The organism is Thermoanaerobacter ethanolicus JW 200, assembly GCF_003722315.1.
Taxonomy (GTDB): Bacteria; Bacillota; Thermoanaerobacteria; order Thermoanaerobacterales; family Thermoanaerobacteraceae; genus Thermoanaerobacter; species Thermoanaerobacter ethanolicus.
Genome location: NZ_CP033580.1, coordinates 1,286,489 through 1,312,465, shown reverse-complemented (window position 1 = coordinate 1,312,465; position 25,977 = coordinate 1,286,489). Strand labels below are relative to the sequence as shown.

The window sequence follows — 25,977 nt, the reverse complement described above, 5'->3', positions numbered from 1 at the left end:
AAACGATATAGCTTTTATTTTTTCAATGTAAATATTCAGTTATCAAAGTGCAAAACTTATAACAAAACACCGTTTTTTACATTCATGGAAATTGAATTTTTAATTTGCTTGCTACTTGCCGAATTCAAGTTTATTTTTATTCCAATCTTTTATTGGTGTGTAGATAAAAGATTTGGTTTAAAGCTGGGACTCATCTTGATAAGCTCTATCTATGTAAATACTGTTTTGAAAGAGACAACAAAAATAGCCAGGCCCATAGGATATCCAGGAATAAGGTCTATTTTTACACAATCGGCAGGAGGATATTCTTTCCCAAGTGGCCATGCACAAGGTTCTACAACTCTTTGGGGAACTTTAATGGTACACTATCAAAAAAAATGGCTGTGGTATGTAGGAATCGCCATCGTATTACTCGTATCATTTTCGCGAATGTATTTAGGTGTCCACTGGCCGATAGATATTATTGGCGGAATATTGATAGCTGTTTTAATAATAATTTTAAGTGAACTTATTGATAGCATCGTGAAAGAAAGCAATTTTAACATAAGTTTATCTTTTAAAATTATTTTGTCAATTTTAATCTCTGCGCTTTTTATATTAATTTTCCCTCAGAAGGATATTTATGAATACATGGGTTTAATTTCTGGTACTTTAATAGGTTATTTTATAGACAAAGAAAAATTTGATTTTACTGTCCATGCTCCTCTTCAAAAGCAAATTTTGAAGTTACTAATTGGCATAATTGTATTTTTTGTACTTAAAGAGGGATTAAAATTTGTGTTGCCTTCTGGAAATATTTTTAACGCTATAAGGTATGCAATTTGCGGACTGTGGCTTTCTCTTGGTGCACCTTATGTATTTAACATTTTTAAACTAAATGAAAAATCGATTAAGGCATAGAATTCATCTATGCCTTTTTTATATAGTTTCAATTATATCTTTTGCTCCAAATCCTTTATTTAAAATACTTGAAAAGTCTTGCTTTGATTCAATAGCATTTTTTAACTTTGTACTTTTCCCAATATCTCCAATCAATATTGCACCAACAATAATACCGTCTTTAAAGTAAAGTTTGTAACTATAGATGAGAAAATTCACTAACATAAATTACCATAACAAACTTATATGAAAAAATTTAATAAAAATAGAGACAAATGCTCGCTTCTATGGTATTAATATGTTGTTACCCTATAACAATATTAATCATAGGAGTGGAGCAAATGTCTCATAATAAAAGAATAACAGAAAATTCATCAATAATCCAGTACTTAATGAAATTAAATTTTGCATTATATTTTACTAAACCTGTTATTCGTCATATTTTAGAATTTATAATTGCTGCCACTCAAAAAGGTTATAGTGGTACTGTTACAGATATAGTTAATTTAAGCCTTGCTAATTGCCATAGAACCACGTTTGGCAAATTCTTAAGCCAAGGTGTTTGGAATATAGAGTATGCATGGAGAGCTATAAGGCGAGAAGTTATTCGCATTATATTTGAATTATCCCAAACTAGCAACAAGCCGATATTTGTGATTTTTGATGATACTATTGCTGAGAAGACAAAGCCTTCGTTACAGGCTAAACATACTATCCAGGCAACAGGATTCCATCAATCACATTTAAAAGGGAAGCAAGTTTGGGGACATCAACTTCTTACCATGATGCTATCTTGCGGCAATGTGGTATTACCTTACTGCATTGAGCGCTATGAAAAAGGTGGCAAAAGCAAAATCGAAAGAATATGTGAAATGGTATCTATGCTTCCAATACCTAAAGGACCAGCATATGGACTATGTGATTCATGGTACATAAACAAAAAAGTAATAGAAGCACATTTCGAAAGAGGATACCATCTCATAGGAGCATTAAAAACTAACAGGATTATCTATCCACAAGGCATCAGAATTCAGATAAAAGATTTTGCCCAATATATCGAAAAGAACGAAGTTTGCCTCGTTACAGTAAACGGTTCTAATTACTGGGTATATCGCTATGAAGGAGCCTTAAATGGCATAGATAATGCTGTAGTAGTATTGTGCTGGCCTGAGAAAGCTTTTAAAAATGAAAATGCTCTACATGCATTTATCTGTACTGATACTGAATTAGATACCGAGACTATTCTAAATTACTACAGTCAAAGATGGCCTATAGAAATATTCTTTAGGCAGACAAAGAATAATCTTGGACTAAATACATATCAAGTACGATCAACAAAATCAATAGATAGATTATTATGGCTTATATCATTGACATACCTGTATTGTACGACTTCAGGCGACGAATATTGCAAATTTGGGCAAGGAATAAAAATGGTACGCAAAGAAGTACAAAAGCAGCGTGTTCAATGGCTGTATGAGCGAGCTAATAATAAAGTACCTATTGATGAAATTTTAGCAGAACTACAGTTAGCATAGGTGTAGTGCATCTATTTTATGGTAATATTTGTTATCAATTTTTCTCATCTATAGTTTGTAATATACATTATTTCCCCTATATCCTTTTGATATATTTCCTTCGCCCGATATATCACCTGCTGAAAACACGTCAATACCTGCTATTTTAAGTGTACTTGAAGGTGTAACTTCCTTATAGGGAGTTTTATTGCCAGAAACATTTAAACCTGCATTCTTGCCTTGAGCCATTGCCACTGTCCATAAACCATATATTTTGCCATTAAACTCAGCAACATCTCCTGCTGCATAAACATCTTCTATATTTGTTCTCATGTACTCATCTACGATTATCCCTTTATTTACCTTAATTTCAGTTTCTTTTACTATATCAATGTTTGGCTTTACACCAGAAGAAAAAATTACAAAATCCGCATCCATTTTTGTTCCATCTTTTAATATTATTCCATTTACAGTTTGCCCTGCAATTTCTGTTACTTCAGCTCCAAGAAGGAGATTTATCCCATTTGACTCTATAATATCTTTCAAAATTATTGATCCTTCTTCATCTGCTTGTCTTGGCAAAAGTCTTGGGAAAAATTCTACCACTGTAATTTCATAGCCATTTTGTCTTAATGTCCAGGCAGCTTCCAGTCCTAGAAGTCCTCCACCAATTACAACGCCTTTTTTCTTATCTTTGATAAACTCGTTTAAGTCTTTTACATCCTCAAGACTTCTTATTGCAAAAACTCCTTTTTTCTCTCTCCCCAAGACATTAGGAATAAAACTTGAACTTCCTGTCGCAATTATGAGCCTGTCATAGCTTATTATTTCATCATTTGAGAGTATCAATTTTTTATTTTTTGTGTCAACTTTTTTAACACTTGTGTTCAGCATAAGTTCTATATCATTATCTGTGTACCAATTTTCTTCCTTGACCAACAAAGACTTAAAATTCAAATCCTTACCTAAAAGTTGTGATAATTTCAATCTGTAATAAGTTGGATAAGGTTCTTTTGATATAATGGTTATTTTACCTCCTCTGTCATTTTTCCGTATATTTTCACAAGCACTAAGAGCAGCAATACCATTGCCTATCAAAACGTATTTCATAAGCTCATCTCCCATAAATATTTTAACAATAATTATTTTCTAAAAACATTATATTCTTTTTAAAAATATTATTCAATAATATTTTTAAATAAAGGTTCTATAATAAATGTTGGGGTGGGGAAAAAGAAATCTATAAAAAAGAGAGCACTTATTCTGAATGCCTGCTATAATAGAAGTGGTTAAAACAATCTAACAAAAGGAGGCATCAGAATAAGTGCAAGGTAATTATATCACAAATTTCTTAAAATCTGAAGATACAATTTGGGAAGGTGTTGTAGAAAATGACAACAGAATAGAGCTTCATATTAAGATGAAACAGAAACCACATATTTGTCCAAGGTGCTGGGAAATAACATCTAAGATTCATGATTATAGAGTACAAAGAATAAAAGATGTACCGCTATTTGGAAAACCAACAGTGATAGTACTAAAAAAGAGGAGATACGTTTGTAAACACTGTGGCAAAAAATTCTATGAACATATAGACTATTTACCACGTTACCATAGAATGACCAACAGATTATCTATTTACATACTACAACAACTAAAAAAACAGCAAAGCATGAAAGAGATATCTGAAGTTACAGGAGTATCAATTACGACTGTGATGAGACTTTTAGACACAATAGGAGTAGAACCTGATTATAAAACATTACCGGAAGTTATCAGTATAGACGAATTCAAAGGGAACTCTGGAGGCAGGAAATATCATTGCATTATTGTAGACCCAAAAGAAAGAAAAATATTAGATATTTTAAAAGATTTAAAGACAGGAATGAAGTAAAGTGGGTTATTATAGACATGTGGAGGCCTTTTTCAGATACAGTAAAAGCATATTTCAAAGGAGCAAAAATAGCAATAGACAAATTTCATTTTACAAGGTACATATATTGGGCGATAGAAAATGTAAGAAAGAGAATACAAAAAGAGCTACCAGACAATAAAAGAAAATATTTCAAAAGAAGCCGTAAGCTACTTCTTGCAAAATATGATACTTTAACAACAGAACAAAAAGAAGAATTGGAAGTAATGTTCTGGTACAGTGACGACTTAAGAATAGCATACCTTTTAAAAGAAGAATTTAATGATAAAGTATTAAAATGCAAAAATTCAAAGGAGGCAAAAATAGAATTAAAAAGATGGATACAGTTAGCTAAAGAAAGCAAAATTGATGAATTTAAAAGATGTGTGCAAGTATTTAACCGTTGGTTTGAAGAAATAACAAATGCCTTTGATATACCTTACACTAATTCTGTAACAGAAGGTTATAACAATAAAATTAAAGTACTAAAAAGGCTTGCATATGGCTACAGAAATTTTTATCGATTCAGGAAAAGGATATTATATTGCAATGCTTGATGTAATACTATTTTTAGTGATGAAGGATATTCAAGGATATTATAGAACTTTGATAAAAAGGCATAGATAAATACCCACCCATACTTCTAGCTATATCTCTTATTGTAACTAATAATTACAAATATTACCATATAACGTGATAAGATTTATAGGTGGGCATTCAGAAAAAATACCCACCCCAACTATTGACAAAGAGCCTAAATAAAAAAAGACCTCTTCTTTTTAAGAGGTCTTATCCAATATTAGCCATGCTTTTAGTGTGCTTATCTGCTACTTTGCTAGCCCCATAAGATGCAGGCTTAACTTGTGCTTCAAATCCACATCCTAACACCATGTTAACCACTTCTTTTATAATATCTCTCGTTTTACCATTTTCCCCTACATCTAAATGAATCTGTATATTTATATCTTTTTTATCAGTCTGATTGATCTTTTCAAAAAGCTGATTCGCTATTTCAATGCTGTAAGTAGCCTCCATAAAAATCCGTTGTCTTAAAGACAACACCTTTTTATTATAAAATTTCCTATAATAGTACCTGGCACCTTTTCCTTCTCGGTATATGATTACAGCAGTAACAAAACATACGGATTTACCTGGTTGAGAGTCTGTGCCCACCATTAATTTGTAATTAGATTGCCGGTCTCCCTCAACAAATTCCATGATGTCTTCGAACATTTTATCAATATCCATTTTTCCCTTCGTTGGGCTAATGAAATACAATGGCCCCATCTCCTTTAACTGCAAATTGCTTAGCGCAATTAAATCTTATTTTAATTTTTATTATACACCATTTTCTTAAAAAGTGTATTAAAATTTTTTTATTTTATAAATTGCAATATTAAATGCAACACCTAATGAAAATCATGTAGATATAGGATTTGGAACAAATCATATATAACCTTAAGCCCATCTTAGTTAACAAATTGAGCGAAGGTCGTGATTTGTCAAGGGTTAAAGTCAGGCGAAGCCTGCCCCTTGACAAATCACGAACGAGCTCTAAACTTTATAAGGGATGGGCTTAACAGATTTTTGCCAGCTCTTCATAAAAGTATTCCTTAGGCGTTTTGTAATTTAACAATTTTCGTGGAAGGTTATTAAGCCAGTTTTCTACTCTCTTTATCGTATCTATAGATAAATCTTTAATACTTTTACCTTTAGGGATGAAACGTCGTATAAGACCGTTATGTCGTTCATTTGTAGCTCTTTCCCAAGATGAATATGGATGTGTATAATATACTTCTACGCCATATTCTAAAAGAGCACTTTCTAAATCACTAAACTCTGTACCATTATCAGATGTTATTGTTTTAAATACTTTGTTTAAATTGTCACCAAACATATCTTTTAATTTTGATAATGCATCTTTAACAGATTTATTGTCTTTTGCATCTAATAAGAATATTATTTCATGGCGAGTCTTACGCTCTATTAATGTTAAAAGGACCTTGTCATTAGATTTCTTGCCAATTAACGTATCTATTTCCCAATGCCCAAAAACTTCACGGCTTTCAACTTCTTTAGGCCTAAAATCAATACTTTTACCCATAATACGTTTATTTTTACGATTTTGTTTCTTCCTTGGTTTTAAACGTAGTTTTAAAGGTAAATCAATGTTTTTAACTTTTAATAATCCTCTATCTATATAGTTGTACAGTGTTTTAGTACAAACAATGGTTTTATTATTCCAGCTTGGGTCTTTTTTACAATAGCCTACAACTGCATCTGGTGACCATTTTTCATTTAATATTTTATTTTCAGCATATTTCAAGAAATCTTCTGCTCTAGCTACTTTAAATTTAGCTCCGCAATTTGAACGATTTTTTTCGTAGATAGCTTGACCGGTTTCAGGAAAATAGCTTGTATAAGAAGATAAATCACTTCTAAGTTGTGTAGTAGTTCCACGTTTAATTTCACGGCTTATAGTGCTTGGAGATCGATTAAGTTTTTTAGCAATATACCGAATACTTCTTCCTTCTTTGAGTAATGCATAGATCTCTCCTCGTTCATAGCTACTTAAGTGTTTAAAAGAACGATTTTTTGTGGTATCATTATTATGAACCATAGTGAAAATCCTCCTTGTATGATGTTTAGTTGACACCTATATCATACACGATTTTCACTATGGTTTCTATTTTTTTATCTGTTGCATTTAATTATACAACTAACCAAATTTTTTTATTTTTTTGTTAAACTATCAATTTTGTAACAAACAGTATCAAATCTGCAGCTGGTATAAATATAAGCTGAGCCAGCAACGTACCCAAAATTTTCCCAAACACAAGAAGCACTACCATACTGTCCACATCATGTTGGGTCCTTTTACCGCTTAAGGCCTGGTCAGTTATAAGAGCCGCCACAGGGTCAACTACAACGGTAAACAATACAGTCGCAAATCCATTTACAATACCCGAAAGCTGACTGGCTGTAATTCTATACTCAGGAATAATAGCTCCGGCGTAAAGTGAAGATATAACACCTGTGGTGTAGATAGAAGTAATAATAACGTTATATATCAAAAAAGTTTTTGGTATGTTAGCCTTCCAGACACCTTTTAACATAGACAGCCTTGGCAGAACAATCTTTTTCTTTATCTTTTTTAAATTACTCCATCTAAACCCCTTAAGAATAAGCTTAGGGACTGTTCCAGCTCCTTCCATTCCATTTATGGCAACAGTAAAAATCGATACAAAAGTGGGCATCAGGGGTGCTCCTATCAATGCCCCTAATGTAGCTGAAAAAAGTACAATTCTCATATCATTTTGAAGGAGATGAACCTTGTCCATTTTTATCGCCATATCTACAATACTGCCAAGAAAAGGTGCTTGAATCATATTTGATAGTCTTGATATCACAGCCATAATGTTAAAAAGCGAAAGAGCAACAGCAAGCTTTCGAGTTCTTACACCAGAAGGTCTTATGGAATAAGAAAGTGTATCAATCAAATTTATAACCATCGTAAAGAAAGCTACAATTATGAGTCTTTTTGCATCTATCATTTGTTCACATCCGTTTCTTTATTTAAATTCCTTTATAATTATATTGTACAATGCTTTTTTTTTCAACATTTATCTTTTTCCAAAGTTTGTGGTATAATCTATGATATCGGAGGGATATAAATGACACAAAAACATTACAGCAAATGGGTAATTCTTTCTGCAGTCGTCATAGGCAGTATTATGGGACCAATTGATGGAAGTGTTGTCAACATAGCGATGCCAGAATTCACAAAAATTTTTCACACTAACATAACAACAGTAAGCTGGGTCTCCATGACATATCTCTTAGTTGTAAGTAGCTTAATGATGACTTTTGGAAGACTTGGTGACATGTTAGGCTACAAAAAATTGTATCAGTACGGCCTTTTGACTTTTTCAATTTCTTCTGCGATTTTAAGTCTTTCTGTAAACATATATATGTTGATAATTATGAGAGCTTTTCAAGCAGTAGGAGCCGCCATGCTTATGTCAATGTCTTCCGCCATAATTACATCTGTGTTTCCTCCAAACGAAAGAGGTAGAGCTCTTGGCATCAACGCTATGTCTATATCAATCGGTCTCGCGATAGGTCCTACATTAGGTGGACTTCTTTTGAAATACTTAGGCTGGCGTTCTATATTTTACATAAACGTACCTATCGGTATAATAGGTTACATATGGGCTCATATTGTGGTCCCTGACAACAAAGGAGTAGCTGAAAAATTCGATCCTTATGGCTCTATTTCTTTCTTTGCTTTTCTTGCAAGCCTTTTGCTTTTTATTTCAGAAGGGGGAACATGGGGTTGGTCGTCTCTTACAAGCATAGTCGCATTAGTTACATCAATAGCATCTTTGATAATTTTTATCAACGTAGAAAACAAAGTAGAGTTTCCTATGTTTGACTTTTCCCTTTTGAAAATAAGGTCTTTCACTTTTGGAAACATAAGCACCCTGCTAAACTTTATGGCTCAGTATACGATGACTTTTTTAACCCCTTTCCTCCTTCAGCATCTAGGATTTACTACTGAAAAAGCAGGTATAATCATGACTTCTTTCCCTCTCGTCATGTTCGTCGTAGCACCTTTAAGCGGTATTTTAGCTGATAGATACGGCGCTCAAATTTTATCAACTATTGGTGCACTAATTTCTGCAACAGCCCTTTTTCTCATGGCAACTTTAACGGAAAAATCTACTATGTTTGCCATTATGGCTCGCCTTGCTCTTTTTGGAATAGGAAATGCTATCTTCCAAACGCCAAATAACAGTGCAGTAATGGGAAGTGCACCAAAAAACAGATTAGGGGTAGCCTCCGCCTTCCTTGCAACAATGAGAAATGTAGGAATGGTAATGGGCATCGCAGTAGGAAGTGCGATATTTACCAACAGGTTAAAAGTTTATCAAGCTCTAAAATTTTCTTCTAATGCAGCCTTTATGATTGCGATTAAAGAAGCTTATATAACTGCAGGGATTTTCTCATTGATATGCGCTTTTACTTCTCTGGTGAGAAATAATGTTAAATTAATACAAGGAAAGGATTGATTTAAATGGAAACCACTCTTGCTATAGTAAAACCCGACGGTGTCAAGAGAGGGCTTATAGGAGAAATATTAAAAAGATATGAAAACAAAGGTTTAAGGCTTAAAGCGGCAAAAGTAATAACTCCAACAATTGAGCTTTTAGAAAAGCACTACGAGGAACACAAAGGCAAGCCTTACTACAAACCTTTAATACAGTACATGTCCTCAGGTCCTGTCTTTGCAATGGTACTAGAAGGAGAAAACGCCGTAAAAATAGTTAGATTATTAAACGGTGCTACTAAAGTGGAAGAGGCCCTCCCTGGAACGATAAGAGGTGATTTTGCTTCTAGTACTACTTTTAACATTATTCACGGTTCAGATAGTATTGAATCTGCAAAAAGAGAAATAGCACTGTGGTTTCCTGAATTAGCATGAATATTTTTGTGGACAGGGCATAAACTCTAATAGAGAAAACTATTGGAGGTATACCTTATGCCCAAAATAACAGTAGAAAGTAAAAATAACCAGTATGGAATCATCTACGGAAGAATTGATGACTATAACTGGTACGCATTGGTACAAAAAGAAAAAGTAAGTTACGGAATAAATCCTGTTACTTTAGAAAAAGGAGATGGGAAAGTTTCAAGATTGTTTGTTTACAAAAAATTTTCTTCCAAGATTCCCAATGACTTTATAAAATCAGTAGTGGCTGATTACAGACATAAATGGAATTGGTTAGAAAAAGACAAAAAAGAGCTAATAGCAAGATTAGTAAATTATTTAGAACTTCGATATTCTCTAAAAGTATTACAAACTAAGGCGAAGTGACTTCACTTCGCCTTAGTTAATGGTACTATATAAGCAGTATAAAGATTGTTAAATACAAATTCTATTGAAGAGAAAAACACCACGACCAGCCAATCATAGCCAGTAAGCACTGTTGTCTTAAACACAACACTTAAAGGTGGAATATATATTGTAGCTAAGAAAAGCAAAAATGATGTCAAAACTGCTAACACCAAGTAAGGATTAGTAAAAATCCCTATCTCAAAAATTAAATTTCTTTCTGACCTACATTCAAAGGCGTGTATCAGCTCTACCATCACTAATGTAGCAAAAGCTATAGTTCTAGCTTTTTCTAATGTCCCATAACTTAATGCAAATACATATGCTCCAAGAGTACTCAATGCCATTAAAAATCCCACTATAATGATTCTTATACCCAACCCTCTTGAAAATACACTTTCTTTAGCATTTCTCGGTCTCATCATCATTATTTCTTTTTCAGGAGGATCCATCCCCAGAGCTAAAGCCGGCAACCCATCAGTAACAAGATTGACCGTTAATATTTGAATTGGAGCAAGAGGCAATTTTAAGGCCATTAAAGCTGCAAAAAACATAGTCAAAACTTCTCCAAGATTACAAGAAAGCAAAAATCGTATAAACTTTCGTATATTGTCATAAATTATTCTTCCTTCTTCAACAGCTGCCACAATAGTAGCAAAATTATCATCTAATAAAATCATAGAGGAAGCCTCTTTTGCAACTTCTGTTCCTCCTTTTCCCATAGCAATACCTATATCTGCCTCTTTCAAAGCAGGGGCATCATTTACCCCATCCCCTGTCATTGCTACTGTAAAACCTTTGTTTTTAAGGACTCTGACAATTCTGAGCTTATGTTTTGGGGTTACCCTTGCATAAACACTAATATTTGTACAAACTTTCTCAAGGTCCTTATCTTCCATGTTATCTAAATCCTGCCCTGTAATCACTTTATCATTTTCCCCTAATATTTTTAATTCTTTTGCTATAGCAGTTGCAGTAATCTTGTGGTCACCTGTTATCATAACCGGTTTTATTCCTGCCATCTTACATTTTAAAACTGCACCATATACTTCCCCTCGAGGAGGGTCTATCATCCCTTCCAATCCTACAAAAACCAAATCTTTTTCTATAAATTCTGCAACCATTGGAAATTTAGGAGGAAGCTTTTTGTAAGCAAAGGCCAATACTCTCAAAGCTTCCCTGCCAAAACTTTCATTGATATCTAATATTCTTTTTTTATCAAAAACAGTAAGGGGCACTTCTCTGCCTTCTGTATATTTATATGTACAAAGGTCCAATATTACATCTGGAGCACCTTTTACATACGCATATTTTTCACCATTTATCTCCACAATAACAGACATCCTTTTTCTATCTGAATCAAAAGGAATTTCCTCCATTCTTTTAATATTTTCTACCAATTCAAGAGAAAGTCCTGATTTCATTGAAAAAGAAAGTATAGCAGCTTCAGTAGGGTCTCCTATGTATTTTTCTTCTTCTAAAGTTTCTTTGCCAATTTTTATCTTCTCCCTCTTAATCTTTGCGTTATTGCACAATGCCCCTATCTCCACCATCTTTCTAAAAGCGCTTCTCTCTTTATTTCTCATTGTAGTAAATTTTTTACTTTTATCACCTTTTATTTCAAAAACTTCTTCATCGCAAAACACTTTTGTCACAGTCATTTTGTTCTCTGTCAAAGTACCTGTCTTATCCGTACATATTACATTAGTGCATCCCAAAGTTTCAACAGCAGGTAATTTTCTTATTAATGCATTTCTTTTAAGCATCCTTTGTACCCCAATAGCCAGAGAAACTGTAACAACAGCAGGAAGTCCCTCAGGAATAGCAGCAACTGCAAGGCTTACACCTGATAAAAACATATAATACAAAGACTCTCCTCTTATTATTCCTAATACTATTACAATACCGCATATAGCAAGAGCTCCTGCTACTAATACTTTTCCAAGTTTATTGAGTCTTTTTTGTAATGGCGTTTCATCTCCTTCAATATCTTTAATCATTCCTGCAATTTTCCCCATTTCTGTTTGCATACCTGTAGCAGTTACAATAGCTTTCCCTCTTCCTTTCGTAACAATAGTACCCATATAAACTACATTACTATCAGTTACTACCGCTCTTTTTACATTGTTTACAGCTTCCTTGTGGACAGGGACTGACTCACCAGTTAAAATCGATTCATCCACTTCTAAATTATGACTTTCTATCAAAACAGCATCTGCTGGAACTTTATCTCCCGCCTCCAAAATAATAATATCATCTATTACAATCTGAGAAGCCTCTATCTCTTTTTGTTCTCCATCCCTCAAAACTTTTGCAATAGGCGCTGCAAGTTTTTTTAAAGCTTCCAAAGACTGCTCTGTTCTATATTCTTGGATAAATCCTAATACAGCATTTAAAATGACGATTATCGTTATTGTCAAAGCATCCGCTAATTCTCCCATCATAGCAGAAATTAAAGTTGCTGCCAATAAAACCATCACCATAAAATCTTGAAACTGATTTAAAAATATTTGCAAAGGACTAACTTTGTGCCCTTCCTCCAATATATTCGGCCCATATTTCAATAACCTTTTTTGCGCTTCTTGACTATTTAAGCCGGTAAAGTCAGTTTTATCAAAGTAGTAAATTGTTTGTTGCATTTGCTTCTTACCGTAAGACATCCCAATCCCCTTTCTTAAACTTTTTGCTCTCTAAATAAAATATGAGGGCATTCTAAAAAACATGCCCTCATTCTTTTAAACTTTGCCATCCATCTCTTGCAAGATTGACTATTAAATTATATCGAGACCTATCAGGATGATTTATCACTTTATTATACCATTTTAATGCCTCTTCCCTGTTGCCTAACATTCTATTAAGTTCTGCTATCATATATATGAGTAGTACTTCTTCTTCATATATATCCGAACCACTATAGGCTTTTATATAAGAATCCAATGCATATTTCAAATATTTTTCTTCATTTACCTTATCATTTAAAATCCTATATATCCAAGCAATTCTAAGACAAGTCTTCGCAAAAACTATAGGCTTATCTTCTTTTATCTGGGAACAATATAAAGCCAATAAATAGGCTTCTAACGCTTTTTGAGGTGTTCTTTCACCAGAAAATTCTCTTTTAACCCACTTAGCCGTTACCAGTGATAAGATTTTTTCCTTTTTGTCATTAGTTATTCTGTCAAATTCAGATTCCAAAGCAGCATATCCACAATTTGGGCATACAATAACTTCATAAAAGAAAGGATTAATGCCATCTTTATATTTAGTATAAAAATCTCTTTCTCTTTCTTCCACCTTCAATTGCGAAGATCTTACTTTGGTATATGTAAACTCTTTTTTACATACTGGGCATACAGTTTTTTTATCGTACAAATATTTGTTCCCCAATATTACACCTCCGTCCAACATTAGTCCTATTAAATATTTTAACATACTCATCTACATTTTTCGACATTCTATAGATAAAAAATTAGCTATACCTCAAAAATTGAAATTATTTGTGATTTATTATTCTATATGTAAGGCCAATAAGCATAATAATGCCTCCATAACCAGCGATAGGATATAAATAATGAACAAGTTTTGCAAAACCAAACCTACTAGCTACAAGGGCCATTCCCCCCGAGGCAACAGTAAAAATCTTATATTTCACTGACCCAACTTCTGTAAACCTTGCCGCAAACCCATATAGATTTCCAACAGCCGTAGTATATATTTCTGCAATCAAAATAAAACTGTATACAAATTTCAAAACCAGTGAAATTTTACCAGCAACATAAAGCATGGGTATCTCATATAAAGAAGCAGTAGGCATATTTATAAGAATTGTAAAAAATATCAAAAATGCTCCTAATCCTAATCCCATTCCTCCTAATATAGCTCCCCATCTTAGTTTTGACCTGTCGTAGGTTTTCTGTCCAAGAGGAGCAAGAATGGCAACTGCCATCAAAAGATTATAGGAAGCATAAAGTATTCCCGACAATGCAAAATTTTTTACTGCAGCTTTAAAAGGAAAGTCAGCAGTTGTTATAACCGTAATGTCTGGTACATAAAAAAGGGAAAAAATACTCACAATAATTACGGCAAGCAAGAGCAAAGGTACGACAAAAGAAATGGCAGAAATAACTCCTCCAATTCCTGTTAATACTGTTACAACCGATAATACTGCCATTACTGCACCACCAAAAGCAGAAGAAAGCCCAAATTGCTCTTCAAAAATTGCCCCACAACCTGCTATCATTGCAGATAGTGCTCCAAACAAAAAAAATGTAACTACTAAATCTATCACCCTTCCAAATAAAGGTCCCCCAGCCTTCATGATGACCTTTTTATAGGAGGAGGCATTAAGCCTGTTACCTAATCGCAAAATTACATACCCATAAAACACAAACATAAAAATAGCAATTAAAAGCCCTATAATTCCGTTAATTCCATGGTATACAAAAAATTGCAATATTTCTTGTCCCGAAGCAAATCCCGCTCCTACTACTGTTCCTATATAAGTTGCAGCAACTTTAAAAGCCGAAATCTCTTTTCTAATCAAAAAAATCCCGCCTTTCTTTCTATTTTAAATATATTTTTGGCGGGAGAAAAAATATTATTCTTTTTTCACAATTCTACTTTTGTGGAATATTAACAGTTTTTTTAGGATCACTATTCTTCCAATATTCTATAAAGAATATTATAAAAATACTGACCATAAGACCTAATATAAATGTTATAATTATATTCAATGACTTTTTAGGTGCTATTGGTTTATCTGGGACTAAAGCTTTGCTAGTTATAAGAATGCTTTGTTTTCCAAGATCTGATTCTTTAACTAATTCCAGTATATTATATTTTTCTAACATTATATCTCGTGTGCTTTTTAGTAAATCCAACTGTTTTTGTTTCTGCTCAATTAAAAGCTTGTCTTGAGAATTTGTTTGAACTTTATTAAGTTCCGCTGTTGCCTCTTTTATTTTATCATTTTGGAGAGTTATAAGTTTGTTCAAAGTTTCGATTAATTTATCTGTCTGCCTGTTATTCCTCTCAATGATATAAGTCCGAAAATTTTGGGCTATTGTATCTGCAATTTTTGCCGCAAGCTTTGGATCATTTTCCTTTACAGTTACTGTTATAAGATTTGTATTATTAACGACAGAAACTGAAATTTGCTTTTTTAAATTTTCTACTGTGTACTTTTGAGGATCTAATCCTAATTGTTTTACAGTATTCATAAGAACAATAGGATTAGTAACCTCTTCTTTAAATGCCTCCACTGACATATCAGGATATTTCAAAAGTGAAGACAGCAACAAAGATAAATCTTTTTCTATGCTGTCACTTTGTACTGCCGGCAGATCTGAATCTTTTCCCGGAAGAATAACCGTGGTATTCGAACCAAAAAAACCTGTTTCAGGTGTTACATCAGTAACAGACAAAGTTGTAGTAGCTTCATAGGTGGGTTTTATTATGAAAAAACTAAGCACTGCTGCTACTAAAGTTGCAGCAAGAGTTACAATAATGATTGTTTTTTTATATTTTAAAATTACCTCAATAAGTTCTCTTAATGAAATTTCTTCCTCCAATTTTATTCTCCTTTCGCTTTAAACTTATTGTGTAATTGTAACTGCAGCTTCATCCATCACAGGATCTAAGCTTCTCGTAACGTCTAATAAATACCTCTTAAAAGGTTCCCTTAAGTCCTCTCTTTTCAGAGCATACTCAACAGTTGCCATAAGGTAACCTAATTTATCTCCTACATCATATCTCTTGCCAATAAAATTATAGGCGTAAATTGCTTCATAATTTAAAAGAGTTTTTAAAGCATCTGTAAGCTGTATCTCCCCACCTGTTCCTGGTGGCGTGTTTTCTAATATTTCAAATATTCTTGGCGTTATTATATATCTTCCCAGAATAGCTATATTTGATGGAGCTTCTTCTTTTTTAGGCTTTTCTACGAGATTATTCACCTTATACAATCTGTCCTCAATAGGTGTAGAATCAACAATACCATATTTATCTACATCCTCATACGGCACTTCTTGTACCCCAATAATAGAACAGTTGTACCTTTCGTATTGTTCTATCATCTGCTTTAAAACAGGGACTTCCGCATCTACTATGTCATCCCCTAAAAGAACAGCAAAGGGTTCATTGCCCACAAATGCTCTCGCACAGTATATAGCATGTCCTAAACCTTTTGGTTCCTTTTGCCTTATATAGTGAATATTTACCATATTGCTAATATCTTCTACAAGGTGTAAAAGGCTTTCCTTCTTTTTCTTTTTTAACTCCAGCTCCAACTCCACAGATTTATCAAAATGGTCTTCTATTGCTCTTTTATTTCTGCCAGTTATTATAAGAATGTCCTCTATCCCCGACTGTATCGCTTCTTCAACTATGTACTGAATAGTGGGCTTGTCCACAATTGGAAGCATTTCTTTAGGCTGGGCCTTGGTAGCAGGTAAAAACCTTGTACCAAGTCCTGCAGCCGGAATTATCGCCTTTTTTATCTTCACCATTTTTTCCTCCTCTATATAACATTCCTTTTATACCAGAATGATAATCTATTATTAATGGATTCTTCACAGACCCTTCGCTACGCTTCGGCTCAGAGTGACACTACGCCAAATTTAGCTAAAGCTTCTGAAAGCTCTTTTTTAATCTCTTCTAGTTTTTCTTTTGTCTTTGCCTCACATCTCACAATAAGCTCTGGTCCTGTGTTAGAAGCTCTAACCAGTCCCCATCCTTCGTCAAACAACACTCTTGCGCCATCAACATCTATAATGTCGTATCCTTTTTCTTTAAAGTACTCAGTTACACCTTTTACCACATCAAATTTTTTCTCATCGTCACATTCTAGCCTTATTTCAGGTGTTGCAGGATATTTAGGAACATCAGCTAAAAGCTCAGACAAAGATTTATCTGTATTAGAAAGTATTCGTAAAAGCCTTGCAGCAGCATATGCCGCATCATCAAATCCATAGTACTCATCTGCAAAAAACATATGACCAGACATTTCTCCTGTAAATACAGCACCTAATTCTTTCATTTTTGCTTTTATAAGGGAATGGCCTGTTTTGAAAAAGATAGGTTTGCCTCCCAATCTCTCAATTTCTTCTACTAATGCCTGAGAACATTTCACTTCTACAATGGCATCGGCACCGGGATGTTTTTTCATTATTTCTCTCCAATAAAGAATCATCAACATATCTCCCCAAATTATATTCCCCTTATCATCCACAACGCCAATTCTATCACCGTCACCATCAAAAGCTATACCCAAATCAGCCTTCACTCTTTTTACTTCTTCAATTAAATCTTTTAAATTTTCTTCTTTTACTGGATCTGGGAAATGGTTTGGAAATGTAGGATCAGATTCACAATAGAGAGGATATACTTCACAACCTAAGTTATATATAACATCAGGATAAAAATATGAACCTGTGCCATTCCCACAATCTACAACAACTTTAAGCTTTCTGTCGCCTAATTTAACCTTTTCTTTTATCATGTTAATATACGAATTAATAGGATAAGCATACTTCACATTCCCTGTACCTTTTTCAAATTCGCCTTTTTCTGCTATATAGTATAGTTTTTTAAGTTCATCGCCATAAATAGTAGAAGGTCCTACCATAACTTTGAAACCATTAAATTGTGGCGGATTGTGGCTTGCAGTAATCATCATCCCTGCTTGATAATTGTACAGGACATTAGAATAGTAAAAAGCTGGAGTCGTCAAAACCCCTACATCTAATACATCACAGCCTGTAGAAGTAAGTCCTTTAATCAAAGCATCTCGTATAGGCCTTGATGATAATCTATTATCTCTGCCTACCAGCACATCCTTAATTCCTTTTTGTCTCACATATGTACCAAAAGCCTTTCCTATTATTTCTGCGGTCTCAGCAGTTAAATCTTCACCCCACACCCCTCTAATATCATACATCCTAAACATGTTTTCATTCAACTTCATTTGTCTCAACCTCCTTTTTATGTCATACAATTTAATTATATAGATAATACTGAAAATCCTCAATACACAATCTTCACAAAATTGTTTCTTGACTTTCCGCAAATATATCAACAAGCGTAAACCAGACTCCTGTGCTGCTCAGATACATTTTCAATTACTTCAATAGCTAAATCTACACTTTTCAGTTCCCCCGCTATACTAAGCATAACTTTTGCTCTCTTTTTCCTTTTGTCTATTTTCTTAATAAGCCCCTCATACCCTTTCAATGGTCCTTCAATTATCTTTACTCTTTCTCCTTCCATTATACCTTTTGACAAATCTATTAAATCAGAATTTTTAGTAAGAGACAAAATTATTTTCATCTCTTCTTCTTTTACAAAAGCAGGCCTTTTCCCTTCTTTCAGAAAAATACCTCTTTTCAAAACATCAGACATTTTATAATATAAATCATCGCTCATCTCGGCATTTACAAAAACATATCCAGGAAACAAAAGTCTAATTCTTTCCACTGGTTGTCCTTTTTCTCTCTCTATAATTTTTCTTTTCGGAATAAGCAATTTCACTTCCTCTTGTTTAAAGCAACTCTCAATAATATCTCTAACTTTGTTTTCATATCCACTTCGAGTAAAAATAACATACCATTTTTTCATTTTTCTACACCCCATTTTATAATTTTAGCAATTATTTTTACAAAATTCAACATATAATTTCCAAATCTTATATAAATGAGTATACGTATGGAAACTTGAAAAACTCAGCTATTGTGCTATATTATAATTATTCGAAACAAATTAACGTTTAAAGGGGAACTTTTTATGCAAATTTTTATTGTTGACGCTTTTACAAGTAAAGAATTTAGTGGCAATCCTGCAGGAGTAGTAAATCCATCAAGGTGAAAGCATAAGTTTAAGTTATATTGGAAAGGCATAATGTCTGCTGCAGCTATTATATTCTTTGCATATATAGGGTTTGATGCCGTATCTACCGCAGCGGAAGAAACAAAAGATCCAACTCGAAATGTACCGTTAGGACTTGTAATGGCAATGATTGTAATATTAGCACTTTATATTTCAGTTGCCGTCGTTTTAGTAGGTATGGTACCTTATAAACAGATTATTCCGGATAATGCTCTCCCAGGTGCATTAATGAGCATTGGAATTAACTGGGGTTCTGCATTAGTAGCTACTGGTGCTGCCGTAGGTATGATATCCACACTCCTTGTAACTCTTTACGGTCAAATAAGAATATTTATGGTTATGGCAAGAGATGGACTTTTACCAGAAGTTTTCTCCCATGTTCATCCCAAATATAGAACACCTCATATCAACACTATAATTACAAGTGTAGTAGCAGCTATTATTGCTGGATTTTTGCCACTTGATATAATTATTGAGCTTTGCAATATAGGTACTCTGTCTGTATTTGTAATTGTATCAATAGGAATATTAGTCTTAAGAGTTAAAATGCCTAATGTTGAAAGGAAATTCAGAGTTCCTTTTGTTTGGGTAGTAGCACCTCTTACAATGGCTTTCAGCTTATACCTTATGGCAAGTCTACCTTGGGTTACATGGGCAAGGTTTGGAATATGGATGTTAGTAGGCTTGATAATATATTTTGCTTATGGCAGATACCATAGCATGCTAAATACACAAAAATAAGGGAGGCTGCAAAAAACAGCCTCCTACTTTTGTATATCTCTTAAACCTTTTATTCCTCTTTTGACCATTTCAGTTACTATAAACGTCGCCACATCATCAGCATATTTACCTGGTCCAAAACCTGCATCATACCCCAATTCCTTTGCAAGTTCATGAGTTATTCTAGGGCCGCCACATATTAATAACACCTTATCTCTTATTCCCTCTGCTTCAAGAAGCTCTACAAGATGAGTCAAATTTTTTATGTGAATGTCCTTTTGTGTAACTGTTTGAGAAATCAAAAGCGCATCTGCTTTGAGTTCTATCGCCTTTTTAACAAATTCCTCGTTGGGAACTTGGCTCCCAAGATTATGGGCTTCTATCATCTCATACCTCTCAAGCCCATAATGACCTGCATATCCCTTCATATTCATAATGGCATCCAGTCCGACGGTGTGGGCATCTGTTCCTGTTGTGGCACCAACTACCACAATTTTCCTCTTTATGTGCTCTTTGATGTGTTCATTGACTTCTTCAATTGTCATAGTTTTGATATCTATAGTCTCTACATGTATAGAAGTATAGTCTACAGTGTGAATAAGGCTTCCGTATATTATGAAGAAGGTAAAATCTTTGTCCAAAGGTGTATGATATACCACCATTGGATTTTCCAGTCCCATCTTCTTTGCTAGTTGCTTAGCCGCCTCCACTGCTTTTTCTCCATCTGGTACAGGTAAAGTAAAGCTTAATTGAACTTTTCCATCATTCATCGTATCTCCATAGGGTTTAACTTTGGTCAAATCAAGGGTTTTATCGTAATCTTTCCGCTCTGTAGAGTAAAGCCCACTGCTCATTGTCTATCACCTCTTAGCATAAGGTCTATGAAAGGATTAAAATAGTTTGGGTCTTTCTCTACAACTCCCTCTAAACCTCTTCCTCCATTCATTGACCTTTTAATTCCTGCAAACTTACCTTGCTCTAATGTTCTAAAGAGTCCTTCCTTTTCAATTTCCCTCAATAGCTCATAAGCCTTAATAAGAACTTCATTAGCCCTCTGTTGGATTATTCCACCTTCTTTAAAGTATATCTCATCTGCTATATCTGCCATATTGTTGAATATATACTTTGCACTCTCAATAGACAAAGCCCTATCAGACATAAAAGGCGTGTGTATAGCTTCTGTAAGCATACCCAAAAGGTGAATCTTTTGCTTTGTCATTATAGTCACAATATTAAATAAAGCGTCTTGCACATGCCCTTTAAAAATATTCCCTGTCATGTACTTTGTAGGTGGCATGTATTTTAAAGGAGCTTTAGGGAATATCTCTCTTGCCATTTGCGCTTGCGCAAGTTCGTATAAAAATCCATTTTTAAGGTCAGGATTCATTTCAAAAGCGTGCCCCAATCCTATCTGCTCTTCAGGAATTCCTGCTAAAAGAGCAAATTGTTCATTTATAAGCTGGGAAGCTAAAACTGTGTGAGCCTCTTCATAAGCATCAGAAGTTGTCAAATAATTGTCTTCTCCAGTGTTTATAATAATTCCTGCAAAACCATTTATAATTCTTGAAAAATATTGGTCTACAAGAGTTCTCTTCATATTTATATCTCTAAAAAGAATCCCATACAATGCATCGTTTAGCATAACATCTAATCTCTCTAAAGCCCCCATAGCCGCAATTTCAGGCATACAAAGGCCAGAACAATAATTGCAAAGCCTTATATACCTCCCTACCTCTTCAGAAACCTCATCAAGCGCTTTTCTCATAAGGCGGAAATTCTCTTGTGTAGCGTAAGTACCTCCAAATCCTTCAGTAGTTGCTCCATAAGGTACATAATCTAAAAGGCTTTGTCCTGTAGTCCTAATTACCGCAATTACGTCTGCTCCCTGCCTTGCAGCAGCCTGTGCCTGCACAATATCTTCATAGATATTACCCGTTGCCACAATCAAATAGAGAAGTGGACCTTCTTTCTTACCGTATTTTTTCAAAAGTTCTTCTCTTTTCCTTCTATTTTCTTTTATCTTTTCAACAGTTTTTACCGCAACCTCTTGAACAGCTAATTTTATATCAAACAAATCTGCCATCGGCATTTTAGTAAGGTCAAGCTCATTTCTACCCACTTTTTCAGCTATCTGTTGAGGAGTAAGTCCTGTATAAAGCATAGCATTACCTATATAGAAAGCTGCTCCAAGTGAAAGTCCCCCTCCATTTTTTATGTTGTCAACCACAACATTAGGAAGAGGAACTCCCATCTCATCTACTCCATCTATTCCTAAAAGCCTACATACTGTTCTTTCAATTGCAACAGTAGTATGGGCATCAATAAATTTTTGTGTATCTTCTGCAATATTTCTTGCGCACTCTCTCGCCTTATTGACTATATCCCAATTTAAATTGAGCTTGCTTTTCATATATCACTCCTCCTTCTCATAGTACTTTTCTGCAAGTTTTATAACTTCTTCTTCTAAGCCCAATATTCTACAAATGTTCAAAGCATCTTTTGGAACTTCATAGAAAGAATCTACCCTTTCCAAATTGTAATCCATATATTCTTGAAGAATTTCTATCGAATTGCTTCTATTCATGCTAATTTTTTGTTTTAGCATTTCAAAGTCAACATTTTTCAGCCCCACTACTTGATAATGAATCATATTTTCCTCTACTACACCGTCATAATGGGTGGCTAATAGGGTTATAGAAGGAAAACTATTCAAATACTTTGAAATAGCTTTTACAATGTACAATCCCTCTTCTGGATTTGTTCCCCTCGCTATCTCATCCAATGCAATAAACCCACTCCCTTTTTTTACATCCTCTATTATTTCTTTTAATTTAATAACTTCCGCTCCAAAACTACTTAATCCTCTTGATACAGACTGTAAATCCTCAGAAACAAAATGTATAAAATCTACAATAGGAAAGGAAGCTTCCTCAGCAAATACAAAAAACCCCATTATGCCTAATAAAAGATTAAGAGTGATAGTTTTTAATGCTACAGTTTTTCCTCCCATGTTGGCACCTGTTATAACAGTAGTTCCATTTTTTATCTTTAAACTTATTGGAGTAAATTTTTTGCCTTGAGCCTTTAAAATGTCTGAAACCTGAGGATTTATTACATTCGTAAAGTTAATCTCTAAGTCTTCATTTATCTTGGGTTTTATTCCTCCATATTCCATTGACAATTTAGTTTTTGCCATCAAAAAGTCAAAACGACCTATAGCTTTTATATTAGCTTCTAATATACTGATGTAGCTAAACAACTCTTTAGAAATCCTCTTTTTAACTTCTAACTCTTCCTGTTGCTCTAAAACCACTATCTCTAATCTTTTTTCCTTTAACTTTTCGATTTTTTCCTTTTCTGTCTCTAAAAATATTTGTCTTTCAATTTCCCTTTTTTTCTCTCTTATTTCTTTAAGCCTTTGTGAATATTCATCATAAATGTGAAAAGTAGCAATCCTCTTTTTTTGAGGGTCAAGTAAATCTAAAATAGGTTTTACTGATTTTAGCTTTATATCTTCTATGTCAACCTTTAATCTTTCTATAAAAGTGCGCAGTTCTTCACTCAAAAGGCAAAATATTTTTATTTCGTATAGCTCCACTTCATCTAAAATTTCGCCAGTTTTACACTTTTTTACACTATTTCTTATATCTTTTATCTTAAAAAGTATTTTTAAAATTTTATAAAACAACTCTTTGTCCTTTTCTAAACTCCCTCTCATTAATTCAATATAGTCATACTCTTTTATAACTTTTTCTTTTTCCTCTCTTTTAAAAGGTTTTACATTTTTCATCTCTTCTTTCCCATAAGGAGTTATAACCTGCAATCTAGCCATTATATAGTTAAAGCCTATTTGCTCTCTTTCTTTTTCTGTCAAAAATTTAATATTAATCACCACCCATTACATCAAATACAGGGATAGAGATTTCTCTTTTTAATCTCTCTAAAAACTCCTTTTTGTCATACTGATAATTTAAAGAGGAGACAGGATTTATAGTAACGCAAACTAAATTTACTGGTTTTAGTACTTTTAAAATGCCACCACCCTTTTGAAACTTTAAAAATGTTTCTTCTTGTAAAAAAAGCTTTGTAGAGTCTTCTGCAAGAAACGCTACTCCTTTATACTTATCTGTACCTCTCATCACATCTTCAATTAATTTATCAGAGACCACTCCCTTTATAACTACATGAGTGGCCCCTTCTAAATTTTCAACAATCTCTTTAGAAGAATCTATAGCTGTAGGTAGTTCTATCGTTTTATAACGCTTGTCTTTGTATATAAAACCCAAACGAGAGTTATCTAAAATATTTTGCGCCAATTTTAAAATTTCTTTATCTTTTTCTGCCTCTATAGACAAAAGTTTCACAGTAAAAGCTGTTTTTCTAATCGTCTCCTCCATATCATAGGACAAAGCTGCTCCTGTAGCCAGTATTGTAGCTTCAGATACAGAAGGAGAAGCCTGAGTTTTTCTACTTAAGGCTCCATCTATAATAGCTTTATCACAACCCAATTTCAAAAGAAGGTTACATACTTTTGCCATTTCACTATTTATAGATGGTCCTGCTAAATCTACATAACCATCGCTTAATGCTTTAGCAATTACTATTTCTCCCATTGGAGTATCAAATCCTGTAGTTGCAACTATTTCTTTAGTAATATCGCTGTTTAGCAAAGCCTCTTTCGCTGTCGCTATATAGCTACCTTTAGCTATGTAAATTCGAGGTTTGGGGAAAAAAGCTACTTGGTCATACTCTTCTCCATCTCTTCCTATTGAGGTAAGACCAAGGGTATATTTACCCCTGGCCTTACTCAAAATATAATTTAGCACAGTGGTTTTCCCTACATTTTTCGCCATACCTATTATAGAAATAGTACGATAGTCCTTCAGCAATTCAAGTATTTTACTCATCTAATCTCCTTCTCTTTTTCCTTTCTAATTCTTGAGGCTCTATTGTAGCAATTTTGTCTTGCTGGAGAAGACCCGCAACACCGGTTATTTCTTCTGGTCTTTCCTCATCGCATACACAAGGACCTGGCATATAATTTTGTGGCTCTATATATGTGGTGATAACTCCTTCATAATTTCTAAGAACTACTTTGTCATGGCTTTGAGATATTACATAATTGGGGCCTACTGGAATTTTCCCTCCTCCGCCTGGTGCATCTACCACAAAGGTAGGAACGCAAAATCCTGATGTATGACCTCTCAAAGCCTCAATAATTTCAATTCCCTTTGAAACAGGAGTCCTAAAGTGGGAAAGCCCTAATGACAAATCACATTGGTAAATATAATAGGGCCTTACCCTTATTTTCACCAATTCATGAACAAGTTTTTTCATGACATGTACGCAATCATTTACTCCCCTTAGAAGAACCGTCTGGTTTCCAAGAGGAATTCCCGCATCTGCCAGCATTTCGCAGGCCCTCCTAGAATCCTCTGTTATTTCGTGAGGATGATTAAAATGAGTATTTAACCATATTGGATGATATTTTTTGAGCATATTAACAAGTTCGGGCGTTATTCTTTGTGGAAGCACAACAGGAGTTGAGGAACCTATTCTTATTATCTCTACATGAGGTATCTCTCTTAGCCTTTTTATAATCCTCTCTAACCTATCATCTGAAAGAGTAAGTGGATCTCCCCCCGAAATAAGTACATCTCGTATTTGCGGAGTTTTAGCAATGTACTCGATGGCCCTCTCTATTTTATCCATTGGAAGTGGCGCATCAGTTTGTCCTGCAAATCTTCTCCTCGTGCAATGTCTGCAATACATAGAGCATTGGTCTGTTATAAGAAGCAGCACCCTATCAGGATATCTGTGAGTAAGCCCCGGCACTGGTGAATCTACATCTTCACTAAGTGGATCTACCAAATCTTCGGAAGCCCTGTAAAGTTCATTTATAGTAGGAACCGCTCTCTTTCTTATAGGGTCATTTGGATCGTTTGGATCTATTAAAGAAAGGTAATATGGCGTTATAGCCATTCTCAAAGTCTGCAAAGTCTTAGAAATCGCTTCTTCTTCCTCTTGTGTCAAAGGCAAATACTTTTTAAGCTCTTCCACTGTCTCTATTCGGTTTCTAATTTGCCACTTCCAATCGTTCCACTCTTCGTCCGACACATGGCCGAAAAGCTCATATCTCCTATTAACTCTCATTTTTAAAAATCCCCCCATTT

Annotated in this window: 25 protein-coding genes; 8 read left to right on the top strand and 17 right to left on the bottom strand. The window is 34.1% G+C overall.

All coding sequences use genetic code 11. The features are described from left to right. Positions 1-84: 84 nt before the first annotated feature. On the top strand, positions 85-900 hold the full coding sequence (locus EB239_RS06435) for a phosphatase PAP2 family protein (protein ID WP_050984257.1): 816 nt from the start codon (positions 85-87) through the stop codon (positions 898-900). Between the two features lie 18 nt (positions 901-918). Here EB239_RS06435 and EB239_RS06430 read toward each other — a convergent pair whose 3' ends face one another. After that, positions 919-1,104 carry a hypothetical protein gene (locus tag EB239_RS06430; protein WP_003871480.1) on the bottom strand — a complete coding sequence of 62 codons (186 nt, stop codon included), beginning with the start codon at positions 1,102-1,104 and terminating at the stop codon, positions 919-921. Between the two features lie 116 nt (positions 1,105-1,220). Here EB239_RS06430 and EB239_RS06425 point away from each other — a divergent pair, with 116 nt between their 5' ends. Beyond that, positions 1,221-2,417, top strand: a complete 1,197-nt coding sequence (locus tag EB239_RS06425; protein ID WP_003869480.1) for an IS701 family transposase — start codon at positions 1,221-1,223, stop codon at positions 2,415-2,417. A gap of 48 nt (positions 2,418-2,465) precedes the next feature. Here the strand turns inward: EB239_RS06425 and EB239_RS06420 are convergent, their stop codons facing one another. Further along, a complete protein-coding gene (locus EB239_RS06420) occupies positions 2,466-3,506 on the bottom strand; it encodes an NAD(P)/FAD-dependent oxidoreductase (protein ID WP_003870677.1) in 1,041 nt (346 codons plus the stop codon). A gap of 214 nt (positions 3,507-3,720) precedes the next feature. Between EB239_RS06420 and EB239_RS14950 the strand changes: the two genes are divergently transcribed. Together EB239_RS14950 and EB239_RS14945 are read left to right on the top strand one after the other, a co-directional pair. Next, complete coding sequence (locus tag EB239_RS14950) at positions 3,721-4,290, top strand: ISL3 family transposase (RefSeq protein ID WP_003870676.1); 570 nt, start codon at positions 3,721-3,723, stop codon at positions 4,288-4,290. Next, complete coding sequence (locus EB239_RS14945) at positions 4,218-4,865, top strand: ISL3 family transposase (protein ID WP_318261455.1); 648 nt, start codon at positions 4,218-4,220, stop codon at positions 4,863-4,865. Before EB239_RS14950 ends, EB239_RS14945 begins: the two co-directional genes overlap by 73 nt. 232 nt (positions 4,866-5,097) lie before the next feature. Here EB239_RS14945 and EB239_RS06410 read toward each other — a convergent pair whose 3' ends face one another. From EB239_RS06410 to EB239_RS06400, 3 genes are all read right to left on the bottom strand, one after another. Beyond that, positions 5,098-5,586 carry a ribonuclease H-like YkuK family protein gene (locus EB239_RS06410; protein WP_003869099.1) on the bottom strand — a complete coding sequence of 163 codons (489 nt, stop codon included), beginning with the start codon at positions 5,584-5,586 and terminating at the stop codon, positions 5,098-5,100. 298 nt (positions 5,587-5,884) lie between these two features. Next, positions 5,885-6,928, bottom strand: coding sequence for an IS30 family transposase (locus EB239_RS06405; protein ID WP_129545113.1), 1,044 nt, complete (start codon positions 6,926-6,928; stop codon positions 5,885-5,887). A gap of 124 nt (positions 6,929-7,052) precedes the next feature. Then, a complete protein-coding gene (locus EB239_RS06400; RefSeq protein WP_003871055.1) occupies positions 7,053-7,862 on the bottom strand; it encodes a lipid II flippase Amj family protein in 810 nt (269 codons plus the stop codon). Positions 7,863-7,982: 120 nt separating this feature from the next. Between EB239_RS06400 and EB239_RS06395 the strand changes: the two genes are divergently transcribed. Genes EB239_RS06395 through EB239_RS06385 form a run of 3 tightly spaced genes read left to right on the top strand, consistent with a single transcriptional unit; the run spans position 7,983 to position 10,186 of the window. Continuing rightward, positions 7,983-9,380 (top strand): MFS transporter, encoded by a 1,398-nt coding sequence (locus EB239_RS06395; RefSeq protein ID WP_003871054.1) that lies wholly within the window; start codon positions 7,983-7,985, stop codon positions 9,378-9,380. Between the two features lie 5 nt (positions 9,381-9,385). Continuing rightward, complete coding sequence (ndk, locus tag EB239_RS06390) at positions 9,386-9,793, top strand: nucleoside-diphosphate kinase (protein ID WP_003871053.1); 408 nt, start codon at positions 9,386-9,388, stop codon at positions 9,791-9,793. A 57-nt stretch (positions 9,794-9,850) separates the two neighbouring features. Then, positions 9,851-10,186, top strand: coding sequence for a hypothetical protein (locus tag EB239_RS06385; RefSeq protein WP_003871052.1), 336 nt, complete (start codon positions 9,851-9,853; stop codon positions 10,184-10,186). A 2-nt stretch (positions 10,187-10,188) separates the two neighbouring features. Here the strand turns inward: EB239_RS06385 and EB239_RS06380 are convergent, their stop codons facing one another. The 7 genes from EB239_RS06380 to loaP form a co-directional block, all read right to left on the bottom strand. Beyond that, positions 10,189-12,864: a calcium-translocating P-type ATPase, SERCA-type gene (locus EB239_RS06380; RefSeq protein WP_003871051.1), complete on the bottom strand. Its 2,676-nt coding sequence runs from the start codon at positions 12,862-12,864 to the stop codon at positions 10,189-10,191. A 67-nt stretch (positions 12,865-12,931) separates the two neighbouring features. Continuing rightward, positions 12,932-13,642: a DUF2225 domain-containing protein gene (locus EB239_RS06375; protein WP_003871050.1), complete on the bottom strand. Its 711-nt coding sequence runs from the start codon at positions 13,640-13,642 to the stop codon at positions 12,932-12,934. Between the two features lie 55 nt (positions 13,643-13,697). Next, the gene (locus tag EB239_RS06370; protein ID WP_003871049.1) at positions 13,698-14,747 is read right to left on the bottom strand and encodes a YkvI family membrane protein; all 1,050 of its coding nucleotides are present in this window, start codon (positions 14,745-14,747) and stop codon (positions 13,698-13,700) included. Positions 14,748-14,820: 73 nt separating this feature from the next. Beyond that, on the bottom strand, positions 14,821-15,774 hold the full coding sequence (locus EB239_RS06365; protein ID WP_003871048.1) for a YveK family protein: 954 nt from the start codon (positions 15,772-15,774) through the stop codon (positions 14,821-14,823). Between the two features lie 24 nt (positions 15,775-15,798). Next, positions 15,799-16,707, bottom strand: coding sequence for a UTP--glucose-1-phosphate uridylyltransferase GalU (gene galU, locus EB239_RS06360; RefSeq protein WP_042835594.1), 909 nt, complete (start codon positions 16,705-16,707; stop codon positions 15,799-15,801). A gap of 92 nt (positions 16,708-16,799) precedes the next feature. After that, positions 16,800-18,167, bottom strand: coding sequence for a phosphoglucosamine mutase (gene glmM, locus EB239_RS06355; protein WP_003871046.1), 1,368 nt, complete (start codon positions 18,165-18,167; stop codon positions 16,800-16,802). A 107-nt stretch (positions 18,168-18,274) separates the two neighbouring features. After that, positions 18,275-18,817, bottom strand: a complete 543-nt coding sequence (loaP, locus tag EB239_RS06350) for an antiterminator LoaP (RefSeq protein WP_003871045.1) — start codon at positions 18,815-18,817, stop codon at positions 18,275-18,277. 279 nt (positions 18,818-19,096) lie between these two features. On the opposite strand from loaP, the gene EB239_RS06345 reads away from it, so the two are divergent. After that, on the top strand, positions 19,097-19,825 hold the full coding sequence (locus tag EB239_RS06345; RefSeq protein ID WP_003871044.1) for an amino acid permease: 729 nt from the start codon (positions 19,097-19,099) through the stop codon (positions 19,823-19,825). 23 nt (positions 19,826-19,848) lie between these two features. Here the strand turns inward: EB239_RS06345 and kamE are convergent, their stop codons facing one another. The 5 genes from kamE to kamA are packed head-to-tail and all read right to left on the bottom strand — an operon-like array spanning position 19,849 to position 25,957. Next, positions 19,849-20,658 carry a lysine 5,6-aminomutase subunit beta gene (gene kamE, locus EB239_RS06340; RefSeq protein WP_003871043.1) on the bottom strand — a complete coding sequence of 270 codons (810 nt, stop codon included), beginning with the start codon at positions 20,656-20,658 and terminating at the stop codon, positions 19,849-19,851. Then, on the bottom strand, positions 20,655-22,214 hold the full coding sequence (gene kamD / locus EB239_RS06335; protein ID WP_003871042.1) for a lysine 5,6-aminomutase subunit alpha: 1,560 nt from the start codon (positions 22,212-22,214) through the stop codon (positions 20,655-20,657). The genes kamE and kamD overlap by 4 nt, the downstream gene beginning before the upstream one ends. Before the next feature lie 3 nt (positions 22,215-22,217). Then, complete coding sequence (gene kamC / locus EB239_RS06330) at positions 22,218-23,699, bottom strand: lysine 5,6-aminomutase reactivase ATPase KamC (RefSeq protein WP_003871041.1); 1,482 nt, start codon at positions 23,697-23,699, stop codon at positions 22,218-22,220. Continuing rightward, a complete protein-coding gene (gene kamB / locus EB239_RS06325) occupies positions 23,689-24,711 on the bottom strand; it encodes a lysine 5,6-aminomutase reactivase subunit KamB (protein ID WP_003871040.1) in 1,023 nt (340 codons plus the stop codon). Before kamB ends, kamC begins: the two co-directional genes overlap by 11 nt. Next, on the bottom strand, positions 24,704-25,957 hold the full coding sequence (kamA, locus tag EB239_RS06320; RefSeq protein WP_318261454.1) for a lysine 2,3-aminomutase: 1,254 nt from the start codon (positions 25,955-25,957) through the stop codon (positions 24,704-24,706). Before kamA ends, kamB begins: the two co-directional genes overlap by 8 nt. Between the last annotated feature and the right edge of the window lie 20 nt (positions 25,958-25,977).

Bases quoted from the DNA above. Each gene is read 5' to 3' on its own strand.
- EB239_RS06400 (WP_003871055.1), bottom strand. From the start codon at position 7,862: ATGATAGATGCAAAAAGACTCATAATTGTAGCTTTCTTTACGATGGTT.
- loaP (WP_003871045.1), bottom strand. From the start codon at position 18,817: ATGAAAAAATGGTATGTTATTTTTACTCGAAGTGGATATGAAAACAAA.
- EB239_RS06345 (WP_003871044.1), top strand. From the start codon at position 19,097: ATGTCTGCTGCAGCTATTATATTCTTTGCATATATAGGGTTTGATGCC.
- EB239_RS06380 (WP_003871051.1), bottom strand. From the start codon at position 12,864: ATGTCTTACGGTAAGAAGCAAATGCAACAAACAATTTACTACTTTGAT.
- kamB (WP_003871040.1), bottom strand. From the start codon at position 24,711: ATGAGTAAAATACTTGAATTGCTGAAGGACTATCGTACTATTTCTATA.
- EB239_RS06375 (WP_003871050.1), bottom strand. From the start codon at position 13,642: ATGAGTATGTTAAAATATTTAATAGGACTAATGTTGGACGGAGGTGTA.
- glmM (WP_003871046.1), bottom strand. From the start codon at position 18,167: ATGAAGTTGAATGAAAACATGTTTAGGATGTATGATATTAGAGGGGTG.
- EB239_RS06405 (WP_129545113.1), bottom strand. From the start codon at position 6,928: ATGGTTCATAATAATGATACCACAAAAAATCGTTCTTTTAAACACTTA.
- EB239_RS06425 (WP_003869480.1), top strand. From the start codon at position 1,221: ATGTCTCATAATAAAAGAATAACAGAAAATTCATCAATAATCCAGTAC.
- ndk (WP_003871053.1), top strand. From the start codon at position 9,386: ATGGAAACCACTCTTGCTATAGTAAAACCCGACGGTGTCAAGAGAGGG.
- kamE (WP_003871043.1), bottom strand. From the start codon at position 20,658: ATGAGCAGTGGGCTTTACTCTACAGAGCGGAAAGATTACGATAAAACC.
- EB239_RS06435 (WP_050984257.1), top strand. From the start codon at position 85: ATGGAAATTGAATTTTTAATTTGCTTGCTACTTGCCGAATTCAAGTTT.
- EB239_RS06420 (WP_003870677.1), bottom strand. From the start codon at position 3,506: ATGAAATACGTTTTGATAGGCAATGGTATTGCTGCTCTTAGTGCTTGT.
- EB239_RS06430 (WP_003871480.1), bottom strand. From the start codon at position 1,104: ATGTTAGTGAATTTTCTCATCTATAGTTACAAACTTTACTTTAAAGAC.
- kamA (WP_318261454.1), bottom strand. From the start codon at position 25,957: ATGAGAGTTAATAGGAGATATGAGCTTTTCGGCCATGTGTCGGACGAA.
- EB239_RS06385 (WP_003871052.1), top strand. From the start codon at position 9,851: ATGCCCAAAATAACAGTAGAAAGTAAAAATAACCAGTATGGAATCATC.
- kamD (WP_003871042.1), bottom strand. From the start codon at position 22,214: ATGAAAAGCAAGCTCAATTTAAATTGGGATATAGTCAATAAGGCGAGA.
- EB239_RS06395 (WP_003871054.1), top strand. From the start codon at position 7,983: ATGACACAAAAACATTACAGCAAATGGGTAATTCTTTCTGCAGTCGTC.